Source organism: Streptomyces sp. MNU76 (assembly GCF_020982545.1).
GTDB lineage: Bacteria > Actinomycetota > Actinomycetes > Streptomycetales > Streptomycetaceae > Streptomyces.
Genome location: NZ_JAJKLK010000002.1, coordinates 53,652 through 66,951 on the forward strand (window position 1 = coordinate 53,652; position 13,300 = coordinate 66,951).

The following is a 13,300-nucleotide window of genomic DNA, read 5'->3' on the forward strand; positions in this document are numbered from 1 at the left end:
TCTGCGGAAGTACGTGTCGGTCTCAGCGCGCGGTGAGGACTTCGCGCGCACGGAGTTCGGATCGCGAGGGAGCGGACAGACGGACCGGTGATCCCCGCGCTCCCCGCCCCTCTGCCGGTGCAACCGGCTCGCCGGACGCGCTGTTCCCGGCGAGACCGCTTGATTCGCCGGTCAGGGCCGGCTTTCCGCAGGCAGGCAGTCCCCGGAGGTGAAAAGCTGGGGCCAGGCGCTGTTCCCCTGGTACGCGGCGACGGTCCAGTGGGTGTAGTTCCAGCGCTTGTCGCGCTTGTACTCGGCGAGCAGCCTGGGGCAGGCGATTCTGGTGACGACGTCCTGGAAGTGGGACTGCTGGGCGCGGCCGGAGAGCACCCCGGAGCCGTCCAGGGCCCACACGTACACCATCTTGTCGACGGGATCGAAACCGAGGGTGATCGCGTCGTCGTGGTCGAAGGGCTCCAGGCCGTGGCCCTCGGCGACGCGCGTGTCCCAGGCGGCGGTGATCGCTTCGACCGTGTCACCGGCGACACGGATCTCGTCCGCGTCGGCGCTGGGCAGCTCGGCGGTGACGATGCCCTCGTCCGTGCCCTGGCGCTGTCCGGCCTCCTCGCTGTAGCAGCCGGTGGTGGCTCTGCCGAAGCCTAGGATCGTGGCCTCGTCCTGGCCGTCGTGGTCCTTCCAGTAGACGGAGAACCTGCCGTACGGCCAGCTGCTCGGCGCGTCCTTGAGCCGGTGGGCCAGGGTGGTGCAGGCGGCCATCTCGCTCGCCCGCCGGAAGACCTCCTTGTAGTCGTCGGTGAGGGTGGAGATCGGGCCTCCGGTGACCATCACCGTCTGCGCCCGGCGGTTGAAGGTGACCGTGGGTTTCATGAACGACATGTCCTTCGTGGTGAGCATGGCGGTCACCTCGTCGACGATGTCGGCCGCGGCCTCCCGCTCCTCCGCGCCGGTGGCGTACCGGCTCGCGCCCCACTCGCCGGGGACGGGCTGGGCCTCGTCGTCCGCGCGGGTGAAGGCGGGATCGGCCACCCCGGCGAGCGGGTCGGCCGGGACGGGCACGGCACGTGGGTCGGTGGCCGCCGGGCCGGTCCCCTCCGCGTCGGACACGGCGGAGGGTGACCGGCCGGCTCCCGCACCTGAGCCGCCGGTGCCCCTGGAGGTCGTCGAGGCCGTCGCTCCGGCACCGTCCGCCGAATCCGTGCCGCTCCCGTCCCGGCTGAAGGCCAGTACGCCGCCGACGGTCGCGCCGACGACGGCCGCCGCGACCAGGACAGCGACAACGGCCCGGCGTCGGGAGGGCTTTGCCGGAGGGCCGGGTGCCGGTACGGGCCAGGACGGGTCGTCGGGGACCGGTACGGACCACAGCGCGGTGACCAACTCGCCGACCGACAGGAGAGCGTCACCCTCTTCCGCCGCCCTGTCGCCGGCGAGCAGCTGAGTGGACTCCGCGGCCAGCAGCCGCGCGCAGGCGTCAGCGGCCCCGGCGGCGTCCGGCCGCTCGGCGGGTTCCTTGGCGAGGGCCTTCTCCAGGATCTGCCTGAGCGCGTCGGGGACACCGTCGAGATCCGGCTCGCCGGACAGGACACGGTAGGCCACCGCCTCGGGAGCGCCGCTGCCGAACGGGAGCCGGCCGGTCGCCGCGTGGGCCACCAGCGCGCCCCAGGCGAACAGGTCGCCCTCGGCCGCGGTGACGCCGCCGCGGTAGTGCTCGGGGCTGATCCAGCCAGGGGTGCCGGTCAGGATGCCGGTCCTCGTGACGCTGGTGCCGTCGGCGGCGTGCGCGATGCCGAAGTCCAGGACGCGGGGGCCGGCCGGGGTCAGCAGCACGTTCTGCGGTTTGACGTCCCGGTGCACGACGCCGGCGGCGTGGATCGCCGCGAGGGCCTGTGCGGTGCCGGTGGCGAAGGCGTACAACGTGCCCTCGCTCAGCGGTCCGTGGGCGGCCAGATGCTGGGCCAGGGTGGGGCCCGGGGCGTAGGCGGTCGCCAGCCAGGGGGCGTCGGCATCGGGGTCGGCCGCGAGGAGCGGCAGCAGGAACGGGCCCTGGACCAGGGCGGAGAGCCGTACCTCACGGCGGAACCGAGCCCGGAACTCCGGATCCCCCGCCTGCACGGGGTGGATCACCTTCACCGCCACCCGGGCGCCGTCGTCCGTGAGCGCGGCGTACACGGTTCCCATGCCGCCCGCACCGAGTCGGCCGACCACGCGGTACGGGCCGACACGGGAGGGATCACCCGGGCGAGCGGGCTGTATCCGCCCGACCGGTCCAGCAGCGCTCACAGACAGTCCGATCGGTCGTGCGGGAGACGTTCGAGGCTGGATGATATCCGGCCGTGCACATCGGACAGCTGTCGTTCTCCGGCGTGATGGCGGCGCTCCCCATGGACCTCGCCCCTGGGACGTCTGGACCGCCGACCGCCCCCGGCTCATCCGGTGCACTCGCGAAACCCGCTCCGACCCACTCCGCTCCAGGGATCGTGGAGAAGAGCCCACAGGGGTCGTGAAGATGAACTCAGGTGCGGTGCAGAGCTGTTGCACCCGTGCTGAAGATTGCCCCCGAGGCCCGGAGCATGACCACAGCACGGAGCCCCGGCCAACGTCGTCCGGCCCGGCGAACGAGCGTACGCGGCGGGAAAGTCGGGTCCTGCGGACGCCTGCCGGGCTACGGCACGGCTACGAACTGGGCGGGACGGGGAACACCATGCAGCTGCTGGTGGCGTGGGCCAGCAGCCGGTCCTCGGAGTCGCGGAGCTCGGCCTGGGCCAGGGCGGTGCGGCGGCCGCTGTTGAGGACGGTGCCGATCGCGCGGACCTTGCCGGTGTCGACGGTGACCGGGCGCAGGAACTTCAGGGTCAGATCGAGCGAGGTGTAGCCCATGCCCCGCGGCAGCACGGACTGCACCGCGCAGCCGGCCGCCGAGTCCAGCAGGGTGGCGTACACCCCGCCGTGGACGCTCCCGATCGGGTTGTAGTGCTCCTCGCCCGGCACCAGGACGAAGACCACCCGGCCGTGCTCGGCCTCCTCCAGGGTGAAGCCCAAGGTGGCGGCCACCGGAGGAGTGGGCAGCCGCCCGGCGAGCATCTCCCGGAGGAAGTCGAGTCCGTTGTGGTCACCGACGGCTCGGGCGGAGACGGTGGGGTCCTCCCACGCGAACGTACGTGACCTGCGCATTTCCACTCCCGAAGTAGCTGGCTTCTCCAAATGAAGCTAGCTGGGCACGCATCTGGCTGTCAATCGCGAAGTCAGCCTAGGATGAGCACATGAGGTGGCTGGAGACGAGCGCGGAGAACTGCACGGTCCACCGGACGCTGGATCTGGTCGGCGAGAAGTGGTCGTTGCTGCTGCTGCGGGACGCCATGAACGGCGTACGGCGTTTCGACGACTTCCGGCGCCACGTCGGGCTGTCCGAGGCCGTCCTCGCGGACCGGCTGCGCAAGCTGGTCGCGGCCGGGATCCTGGAGACCGTCGCCTACCGCGAGCCCGGCAGCCGCACCCGGCGCGAGTACCGGCTCACGCGCAAGGGCTGGGACCTGTGGCCCGCGATGATCGCACTCAAGCAGTGGGGCGACCGGTACACGGCCGACCCCGAGGGGCCGCCTCTGGAGGTGAGTCACGCGGACTGCGGCGACACCGTCCGGGCGGTGGTCGTCTGCGAGAAGGGCCACGGACCGCTGACCCCGCGGGACGCCCGTGCCCGTCCCGGCCCCTCGGCGCGGTTCCTCGCCGGGGCAGATGTCCGAGGTGACGAGACCCGGCCCGCTACGGACCGGGCCTGACCGTCTTCGTCGCCGGTCGGGATCCTCACCATCCTGGCGATCACCGCACTGCACGGAACCATCGCCACCGACCGGCACGGAGATGGGTACGCCCTCCTCGCGATGCTCTGACGGGTCAGGGCTTGACGTAGGTGCAGATGGCGAGCGGCGAGTCCAGGGAGTACGGGGCCGCGTCAGCGGGCCAGTCGCCGAAGCGGCTCTCGGGGACGAGGCCGGCGGCGCGGGCGTAGGTGTCCATCTCCTCCGGGTCGGTCAGTCGGGAGACCTCGGTGCCGACACGGGTGGTGCCGTCGGCCTCGTACCAGACGTGCGAGAGATGCCAAAGCGATCCCTCCGGCAGGAGGACCGAGTGGCTCTGCAGGCCGGTGCCCGGCTCCGGATAGGGCCAGAAGTACGTGGCGCGGGCGCTGCCCTCGTGCAGGGCGAGGATGGCCGGCTTGTTGTGGGTCTCGATCACCAGCCTGCCGCCGGGGGCCAGCAGTTCGGCCGCGCGACGCACCGCCAGCAGCTGCTTCTCGGGGCTGAGCAGCATCGACAGGGTCGCGCAGATGCAGTACACCAGCCCCACGGTGCGGTCCGCGGTGTAGACGCAGATGTCGCCGTGTACGGGCTCGACGGGGGTGTCGTCGGCCAGGTCGCGGCGCAGCACGTCGAGCATCTCGGGGGAGGAGTCCACCCCGGTGACCGGCCCGACGTGGCGCGACAACGGGAGCGCTATCCGACCCGTTCCGACACCGAACTCGACGGTGCCCAGGGCCGGATCGGGATGCAGCGAGACCAGGCGCTCCACCTCGTCGACGACGGACTCGTCGTCGGGGAACAGCCGGTGGTACCAGTCGCCGAACTGCCGGCCGTAGCCGATGTCTTCGATGATGGCGCTCGACGTGGCGCCGGGCGCGGGGGATGTCGTGCTGGTGCTCATGGGTGCTGCCTCCGCTTCTTGGACGGGGTGTGCCTCGGGTGGGTGGTGCTTCTGGCCTGGGAGCAGGCACCCCACAGCACCACGAGGGCGACGCCGATGACGGCGGGGGTGCTGACGGCCTGGGTGGCGATGAGGAAGCCGACGAGGCCGAGGGCTACCACGGACGGGATGAGCAGAAAGTCGTTCATGGACTTCTCCTGTCGGGATGATCGGGACGTCTTCTCCTGTCGGAGGTGAAGGCGGGTGTGCCGCCCTGTCGTTCGGTGGATGTGGATCAGGACGCCAGGTCGCTGAGTTCCTGGAGCCGGGCGAGCCGGCGGTAGAGGTCGCTGCGCCGGTGGAGTTCGTCGTGGGTGCCGACGGCGTGCACCCGTCCCTGGTCGAGCACGATGATCTGCTGGGCCTCGGTGACGGTGGACAGGCGGTGGGCGATGGCGATGACCGCACAGAAGTCGGAGATCATGGTGATGCTGTCGCGCAGCGCGTTCTCCGATTCGGTGTCGAGGTTGGCGGTGGCCTCGTCCAGCAGCAGGAACCGGGGCGTCTGCAGCAACGTACGGGCGATGGCGAGGCGTTGCCGCTGACCGCCCGACAGGCCGGCGCCGCGATCGCCGAGGTTGGTGTCGAGTCCGTGGGGCAGCGCGTTGATCACCTCGGTCAGGTTGGCCATGCGCAGCGCCTCGGCGATGTCCTTGTCCCCGGCGTCCGGTGCGCTGTAGGTGAGGTTCTCCCGGACGGTGCCGCGCAACAGTGTGTGGTCCTGGTCGACGTAGCCGACGATGGACCGCAGCTTGTTGAGTGGCATGTCGATGATGTCCGTGCCGTCGATGCGGATCGCACCGGACACCGGGTCGAAGAGCCGCTCGATCAGTTGGAAGACGGTGGACTTGCCAGCGCCGGAGGGGCCGACGATGGCGGTCAGTCCCTCGGACGGCACGGTGAAGGAGACCCCGTCGAGGACGGACGTGTTGCTGCCGGGATAGGAGAACCGGACGCCGTCCAAGGTGAGTCCGGGTTCGTACCCCAGCCCGAACGGGCGGGCGGCACGCGGCCGTTCGGCCGGGCGGCTGCTGTCCGGATCCGTCTCGACCTCGATCTTGCCGAGCTCCGCGAGCCGCTCCACCGACGCTCGGCCGATCTGGAACTGCGCGATCGACTCGAACAAGTCCAGCAACGGCGCCACCAGGTAGAAGAGGTAGAGGATGAACGCCGTCAGAGCGGCGGTGGTCATCGCCCCGGTGGTGGTGCGGGCCGCACCCAGAGCGATGACGACCGTCAGGGCGAGCTGGGTGCCGATGCTCATGGTCGGGTCCAGCAGCGACGACATCACCGTCACCCTGATCCCCGACTTCCGGACCTGCCGGGCGATGGTCGCGATCTCCTCGGTCTCCCGGGCCTCGGCCCGGGATGCCTTCACGGTGGGCATCGCTCCCAGTACCCGCAGCAGGGCGGAGCCGAAGGCGCCCAAGTCGGCCTGGTTGCGCACTGACACCCTCCGCACCCCGCTCGCCAGCCAGAGCGAGACGACGCTGGTCGCGCCGAGGCAGGCCAGGGTGGCGGCCAGCAGCACGGTGTCGATCCAGGCCATCAGGGCGATCCCGCCGATGACCAGGAAGCTGTTGTTGAGGATGCTGTCGATCGCGTGTGTCATGGTGGAGCGGGCGAGAATGGTGTCGCTGACCATCCGGGAGAACACATCGCCCTGTCGCAGGCCGCTGTACGCCCTGAACCGGGAGCGCAGCAGACGCGAGGTCAGTGTCCGGCGGATGTCGTAGACGATGTTTTCCCCGGCCAGCCCGATGGCGTACGAGTGGAGCGCGTTCAGGGTGGCGTCGGCGATGAACAGTGCCGCGCCCACCATGATCGGGCCGGTCAACGAGCGCCCTTTGCCGACGGTGTCGACCAGGAGGCCGATGGCCGCGGGCTGGGCCAGGGACGTCGCGGCGCTCAGCAGGCCGAGGAGGATTCCGAGCAGGACCAGGCGGCGGTGCCGGCCCATGGCCCGCCAGGGGTTCGCTCCCTTGCCCCACAGCAGGTGCAGATTGAGCTCGGGAACCGCCCGGTGCGTGGCTCCACGCCCGCCACCAGGCTCCTTCTCCAGGTTCACCGGCGGGTCCTGGGGGCGTGTGTGGCGGCCTCGGCCGGCCGGCGGGTCACTCATCCCGCGCCCCCGGCCCCGCGACGGCGACCGGCCCCAGGTTCACTGGTGCTCCCTCCCGGCCTCTTTCTCTTGCGCGCGGGCCCTGGCGTACCGCACGACTCCGCTGATCAGGCCGGCCGTGAAGATCAGGATCGCGAGGAGGGCATAGGGGTTTGAAATGTCCATGATTATACCTTTGTGAGAGTCTTGGCCGGGGACCGCGTCAGCGGGGTGCCGGGGGCCTGTGGGTCGAGGGGGATGAACGGGGAGACGAACACCAGATTGGGACGGTGGCGCGTGTCGTAGCCGGTGGCATGGGCCAGGGCGAACTGGAAGCCCCGGACCTCGCCCACGGGGCCCCGGGACCTGATGAGGACGCGTAGGTGCTCGGTGATCAACCGGTAGCCGGGCACCTGGGAGGCGGCCGCGAAGCCGCCGAACTCGAGGATCGGGAGGATGTCGGAGCACGCGTCGAAGACCGACTTGTCCGCGCGGCGGGTGGGGAACCACACGATGTGCTGGGGCTTGCGCGTCTCGGCGGCGAACGAGTCCTGCCACGGTGAGGCGTCGCCGTCCGCGTCCACCGTGCGGTACAGGAAGTGGCTGTCGTGCATGCAGGGGTTGGGGGCGAAGAACTTCCAGTTCGGCACCAGGGACAAGGTGTCCTTCGAACGGAACCGGGAGAAGAGTTCGATGGGGTGCTGGCCCGCGAGGGTGACGGCCAGCATGGCCGCCCCGGCGATCCGCCAGGCCGCGCCTTCGCCGGTGAACGGGTTCTTCAGAGGGGAACGTCGAAGGGTGGTCATCGCGTGGCCTCCTTCTCGAGCGAGACGGATCGGGTGGGCCGGGCTGCCCGGGGGCGCTCGTCGAGGCTCCGGAAGAACGTGAGGACGTGGTCCGTGACCTGGTTGGCGTAGCGGCTGTTGACCAGCAGGGTGTCGTGTCCCGCGCCCTCGACGATCACCGTCGCGCGGGGCGCCCCGCGGTGGGCCTCGGCGAGTTCCCGGTGCATCAGTAGTTGGTCGGGGTCGCGGTCCACGGTCCTTTGGGCGGAGATCACCAGGCCGGGCACGCCCTCGATCGGGTCGAGCTGCCCGGGGAAGGCCTTGAAGTCCTCCTGCAGCGCCGCCCATTCGCGGCGCGCCGCGTACCACATCCGCGCGTCGGAGTAATGGGCGAAGACCTTGTCGTGGTATGGGGCGGGCAGTTCCTTGATCCACCACGGGCGCGTGAGGAGGGCCCCGGTGCCGAGGCGCAGTGCCCGGCTCATGGAGGCGAAGCTGCTCTCCAGGCCGGCGCCGCTCACCCTCTGCTGGGCGGAGCGGTTGAACTGGTCCGGGTGCGAGGAGTCGAGGTACACGACGCCGTGTACCCGGTCGCCGAGGTGCTTGACGGCACGGCGGACGAGTTCTCCGCCGACCGAGTGGCCGACCAGGATCACCTTGCGGTGCGGTGCCACGGCCCCGTTCACCAAGTCGACGAGGTCGTCGACGGACTCCGACAACTGGTAGGTGGTGGTCGCCCTGCGGCGGCTTCCGGCGTATCCGGCGCGGGCATAGACGATGACGCCGTAGTCGGTCTGGTAGGACAGGCGCTCGCTGATCCAGGCATAGTGCTCGCTGGTGGACAGCAGGCCGGCGGCGAACACGAAGACCGGCCGCTCGGCGTCGCCGACCGACATCGCCTCGTACTGGAGCCGGTTGCCGTGCCGGGTCGTCAGCACGCGAGAGGTCCGCCAGCCCTCGGTGGCGCGCATGCGCCGCTGTACGGCGGTGATGGCCGCGGCCGCCGTCGCCCCCGCGAGCACGGCGAGGGCGGCCGCCACAGAGCGGTCGTCGCGTCCCGCGATGGCGGGGTGAGTGCGGGGAGCCGAGGTGTAGGCGACCAGGGGGTGCATCGCGGGGAACGCGGTGGCGAACCTGCCGAGCCCCATGAGATAGCCGTTGGCCACGTGGAACGTGGCGGCGCTCGCGATGACGGGACGGGCCAGCCTGCCTCCCTTGAGATAGGCGAGCGGGAAGAGGCACTCCAGCGCCAGCACGCTGTGAGCGAGCAGCTTGGCGGCCCGGGGATTGTTCCGGAGCCAGGTGTACATGCCCTCGTGACCGTAGGTGTGGGTGCGCATGACGCCCGGAAGTGCGGAGCCGTCGCGCCATTCCGGGCCGAGCAGCTTGACCCAACCGGAGATCAGGTAGGAGAGGTTGGACTGAAGGGCGACGTACCACAGCAGGGCGTCCTTGGCGGCCGGCGAGGGCACCAGACGGGCGCCGCCGGTGGCGAGCTGCACGAGGGTCGCCACCTGGTCGGCGCCGTCGCCGCCGTAGTGCTGACGCGGGCCGAGGAGGGCGGAGGTCGCACCGAGGAAGAGGCTGCCCGCCCCGCGCCAGCTGGACTTGCCCGGCAGGAGCATGGCTGAGGCGACCGCGGCCCGTGTGACGTGAAGGGCTGTCGTGGTCCGACGTCCGCTGGCCAGGTCGACCAGCCGGCGCAGCAGAGGATTCGCATGCGCGATGCTGTTCTTGGCGATGTCCCAGTCGCTCATGCCCCCCTTGCCCATATCGTGGCGCTGGGACAGGTATTCGAGGGACGAGGTGAGGCTCGTCATGGCGGCCAACCGCTCCGACATGCCCAGCGCACGGTCCCGGCCGACCGGTATCGGGCTGAGCACCGCGGAAGCGACCCTGCCCGGCACTGCAGAAGTGATCCTTCGGACGAGTTTCATAAGACCTCTTCTCCTGGTACTTTAGAAAAGTTTTCTTGCGTGCGGCGGGACCCGCTGTCGGACCAGAACAGCCCTCTGGTCCGACAGCGGGTCCCTAGGCGTTCACCGCCGGCTGTCAGAAGAACTGCGGCGCACCGCCGGCCGGCGGCGCACCGCCGGCCGGCGGCGCACCGCCGGCGGCCGCGGCGTCGGCGGCCGCGGCGTCGGCGGCCGCGGCGTTCTGGGCGTTGGCCTCTGCCGCCAGGTTGTTGGCTTCCTCCTGCTGGGCGACACCCACCGTGGCGGCGCCGGCCTCCACGGCGGCGCCGGCCGCCTCGGCGGCGCCGGCCGCTCCGCCGTTGCCGTTGCCCGCGTTGTTCCGGTTCCGGTTCCGGGCGACCCGCGGGGTGCCCAGGGTCGGGCGAGCGGCGAAGTAGACGACACCCTCGACGGGGATTTCCGTGTTGTTCAGCGCTTTCTCGATGCTGCTCATTTCTTTGGTCCTCCGCATTCGGGACTTCGGAAGTTCTTTTCTTCCTGCGTCCTTCTGGAGATAACAATAGAGTCTCTCCAGTCGCCCTCGCATCGATAAAAATGCCTATTGTCGAGTGACGTCTTCGCGCCGAAACGGACATTCTGTGGGGAACGGAATCCGGATGGTCGGCCGCCGCACGTACGACGGCACGGAAAAGGCCTGGACTGAATCTTCCAGGCCTTTTCCGGGACTCGTACTACAGCCTCAGATCTTGAGGTTGTGATCGGTTCTGTTCGGGTTGTCGCCAGGGGCGGAGGCGGTCGGGCAGGGAGTCGCCGCGCCGGTTGTAGTGGCTGACGGTGGCCCGGGTCTGGTGCAGGGCTCGCCAGTGGTGCTGCTGGAGGTGGTAGGCGTCGCTGTGGTGGGCGGTCAGGGCGGTGGCCGCGAGGAGACAGGCGAGGGCCGGGACGGTCAGCCGGATCAGCGGAAGGTGCTCCTTCCCGCTGTTGTCTGCGCTTTTCCCTCGCCTGCCGGATTGGGGCCGGTGGGCTGCCCGGTGGGCACGGACGCGGGTTCTGAGTCGGGGCGGCGGGCGCGCTGGACGGTCAGGAAGGCCAGGGCGAGCATCGCGCAGGTGACGTGTCTGTGCCAGGAGGTCCAGCGGCGGACCTGGTACTGGCCGAGGCCGGTGATCTGTTTGGCAAGCTCGTTGTTCTCCTCGATCTTCCAGCGGACCCCGGCCCTCACGATCGCCTTGGTGACCGGGTCGTCGGCGGGGGCATGGACGAGGAAGTACGCGTACTCGAAGTCCACCCGGCCGCCGGCCAGTTGCTTCTCCTCGGTGCTGCGGCGGATCGGCAGCCGGTGGGCGAAGCCGTCGGCCGGCATCTGTCCGGGCAGGGTGACCGGCACCGCGAGCACGTAGCGGATCTTCCGCTCGTGCAGCCAGGACCTGAGAGCGGGGTCCTTGCCGTAGTCCGCGTCGGCGGCCACCCAGGAAAACGGCAGCCCGCCGGCCGCCGCGCCGGCCAGCATGGCGATACCAACTGCGGCTTGGTGGCGAAGGCGACTTCGTCGGGGACCCCGGCCGCCCGGCACCGCTCACGGTCTCCCGTCCAGCACTGAGGCAGGTACAGACGCCGGTCATAGAAGGTGTGGCCGCTCGCAGCGGCGTAGGTGAGCATCACCATGACCTGGCAGTTGCGGACATCGCCGGTCGTGCCGCAGTGCTGGTAGGCGACCCCGACGGACTTGTCCCCCTTCTTGATCACCTGGGTGTCGTCCAGCACCAGCGTCGCGCCCGGATCCCCCAACTCCCGTGCCACGTACGCCTGCACCTCGGCCAGCAGTCCGTCCGCGCTCCAGGACGCCTCGCCCAGAAACTTCTGGATCCGGTGCGGAGTGGCATGCCCGGCCCGCCCGGCCATCGTCCAGCCGTTCTTCCGGCCCAGGTCCGACAGCAGCCCCTCGACGAGATCGGCGAACACCTCCCGCGGCTCCGGCCGGGCGAACAGATGCCTCAACCCACCCGTCAGAGCGGCCAGTTCCTCCGCCCACCCCTCAACGTGCTCCGCACTCACATCCATCAGCATGACCAGACAACGGTCAGCACCGATCACCAGTCACAAGATCTGAGGCTGTAGTACTCGTGTCGACCGCAGCGGCTTCCCGGTTCAACTCCTCGCGTGCAGCCGCCCGAGATGACGCAGAGCCGACGCGGCGGCGTTCGCGCCGCACATGCCGTGGGCGCCGGCGCCCGGCGGCGTGGCCGCCGAGCAGATGAACATGCCCGGCACGCCGGTGCTGTAGGGGTCGAGCGCGGCGCGGGGGCGCATGACCAGCTGGAAGGCGGTGTTCGCCCCGGCGACGATGTCACCGCCGACGTAGTTCGGGTTGTACTCCTCGAACCCGGCCGGCGGGCGGACGGCCATGTCCAGGACCCGCTCGCGGAAGCCGGGCGCGAAGCGCTCGATCTGCGCGACGATCGCCTCCGTGGCGTCGCCGTCGTAGCCGTGCGGCACGTGCGCGTACGTCCACACGGGATGGAGGTCGCCCTTCGAGCGCCGGGGGTCGGCCAGATACTGCTGCCCGACCAGCACGAACGGCCTCTGCGGCATACGGCCGGCGTGCACGGCCCGCTCGGTGGCGGCGACCTCCGCGTAGGGACCGCCGAGGTGGACGGTGCCCGCCCGGCGGGCCGCCGGGTTCGTCCAGGGCACACCGTCCTGGACGGCGAAGTCCACCTTGAAGGCGCCGGGGCCCTGGCGGTAGCGCCGGTAGGCACGGGCCACCCGGCCCGGCAGCAGATCCCCCAGGATGTCGGCCACCGCCCCGGGGGCCACGTCGAAGAGGACCAGGTCGGCCGGGGGCAGGTCGGCCCGGGAACGCACGCGCGCCCCGGTCTCGACGCGCCCGCCGAACTCCGTGAGCCGGGCGGCCAGCGCGTCGCTGATCGCCCGGGAGCCGCCGGCGGCCACCGGCCAGCCGTGCCGGTGGCCGGCGGCGATGATCGTCAGACCGATCGCGGCGCTCGCGGGCCGGTCGAACGGGCGGAAGGCGTGCGCGGCCACGCCGGCGAAGAGGGCGCGGGCGCTCTCGGACCGCCATCGCCGGGCAACCGCCGCGGTCGGCAGCAGGGCCCGCGGCCCGAAGGCCGCGAGCCGCACGGGATGGCGCGGCACGTGCGCGAGGGGGCGCATGAGGTCCTCGGCCAGCGCGTCGTAGCCGTTCACGAGCGGCCCGAAGGTCCGCCGCCACCTGCGGCCGTCGCCCTCAGGGAGACCCTCCGCCGTCTCCTCGACCGACCGGTGCAGGACCCCTGCCTCGCCGGAGTCCAGCGGATGCACGCAGTCGATCTCCGGCAGGCACCAGGTCAGCCCGTGGCGGCCGAGGTCCAGGCTCCGCAGGAACGGCGAGCCGACGGCCATGGGGTGGGTGGCGGAGCAGTGGTCGTGCAGGAGACCCGGTGTCAGTTCGCTGGTGCGGGTGCCCCCGCCGATGGTGTCGGCGGCTTCGAGGACGGTGACCTCGACGCCCTCCCGGGCGAGGAACACGGCCGCGGCGAGACCGTTCGGACCGCTGCCCACCACGACGGCCGTAGTCATACGTCTCCCGCGTCCGCTCGACGATCGCGCCGGTCTGCCCGGCGCGCGGTGGTGCACGGTGCGCGGTGGTGCACGGAAAAGAATTGAACGGGCCCCGCGAAGGGCCCGTTCGGGCCGATTCACCACTCTGCGGGACGAAGGAAGGCCGTCCCGGCGCCTTTGGCTCTCCCACGATAGAGCGATCG

11 protein-coding genes and 1 pseudogene are annotated in these 13,300 nt (G+C 70.8%); 1 reads left to right on the forward strand and 11 read right to left on the reverse strand.

Features of this window, described 5'->3' with window-relative positions; genetic code table 11:
• Positions 1-171: 171 nt before the first annotated feature.
• Together E4N62_RS06230 and E4N62_RS06235 are read right to left on the reverse strand one after the other, a co-directional pair.
• The gene (locus E4N62_RS06230; RefSeq protein ID WP_230212584.1) at positions 172-2,175 is read right to left on the reverse strand and encodes a serine/threonine-protein kinase; all 2,004 of its coding nucleotides are present in this window, start codon (positions 2,173-2,175) and stop codon (positions 172-174) included.
• 495 nt (positions 2,176-2,670) lie between these two features.
• Entirely contained in the window at positions 2,671-3,168 is a 498-nt protein-coding gene (locus tag E4N62_RS06235) for a PaaI family thioesterase (protein WP_230212586.1), read from the reverse strand.
• Between the two features lie 89 nt (positions 3,169-3,257).
• On the opposite strand from E4N62_RS06235, the gene E4N62_RS06240 reads away from it, so the two are divergent.
• Complete coding sequence (locus E4N62_RS06240) at positions 3,258-3,773, forward strand: helix-turn-helix domain-containing protein (RefSeq protein WP_230212588.1); 516 nt, start codon at positions 3,258-3,260, stop codon at positions 3,771-3,773.
• 115 nt (positions 3,774-3,888) lie between these two features.
• Here the strand turns inward: E4N62_RS06240 and E4N62_RS06245 are convergent, their stop codons facing one another.
• From E4N62_RS06245 to E4N62_RS06280, 9 genes and pseudogenes are all read right to left on the reverse strand, one after another.
• The gene (locus E4N62_RS06245) at positions 3,889-4,695 is read right to left on the reverse strand and encodes a class I SAM-dependent methyltransferase (RefSeq protein ID WP_230212591.1); all 807 of its coding nucleotides are present in this window, start codon (positions 4,693-4,695) and stop codon (positions 3,889-3,891) included.
• Positions 4,692-4,883 (reverse strand): hypothetical protein, encoded by a 192-nt coding sequence (locus tag E4N62_RS06250; protein ID WP_230212593.1) that lies wholly within the window; start codon positions 4,881-4,883, stop codon positions 4,692-4,694. The genes E4N62_RS06245 and E4N62_RS06250 overlap by 4 nt, the downstream gene beginning before the upstream one ends.
• A gap of 86 nt (positions 4,884-4,969) precedes the next feature.
• Entirely contained in the window at positions 4,970-6,856 is a 1,887-nt protein-coding gene (locus E4N62_RS06255) for an ABC transporter ATP-binding protein (protein ID WP_230212595.1), read from the reverse strand.
• 39 nt (positions 6,857-6,895) lie between these two features.
• Positions 6,896-7,021: a hypothetical protein gene (locus E4N62_RS47845; protein ID WP_268269105.1), complete on the reverse strand. Its 126-nt coding sequence runs from the start codon at positions 7,019-7,021 to the stop codon at positions 6,896-6,898.
• A 2-nt stretch (positions 7,022-7,023) separates the two neighbouring features.
• Entirely contained in the window at positions 7,024-7,641 is a 618-nt protein-coding gene (locus tag E4N62_RS06260) for a hypothetical protein (RefSeq protein WP_230212597.1), read from the reverse strand.
• Positions 7,638-9,557: an alpha/beta fold hydrolase gene (locus E4N62_RS06265; protein ID WP_268269106.1), complete on the reverse strand. Its 1,920-nt coding sequence runs from the start codon at positions 9,555-9,557 to the stop codon at positions 7,638-7,640. Before E4N62_RS06265 ends, E4N62_RS06260 begins: the two co-directional genes overlap by 4 nt.
• Before the next feature lie 115 nt (positions 9,558-9,672).
• Complete coding sequence (locus tag E4N62_RS06270; RefSeq protein ID WP_230212602.1) at positions 9,673-10,029, reverse strand: hypothetical protein; 357 nt, start codon at positions 10,027-10,029, stop codon at positions 9,673-9,675.
• A gap of 462 nt (positions 10,030-10,491) precedes the next feature.
• Positions 10,492-11,603, reverse strand: a pseudogene (locus tag E4N62_RS49280) (IS701 family transposase).
• Positions 11,604-11,684: 81 nt separating this feature from the next.
• Positions 11,685-13,115: an NAD(P)/FAD-dependent oxidoreductase gene (locus tag E4N62_RS06280; protein ID WP_230212606.1), complete on the reverse strand. Its 1,431-nt coding sequence runs from the start codon at positions 13,113-13,115 to the stop codon at positions 11,685-11,687.
• Positions 13,116-13,300: the final 185 nt, after the last annotated feature.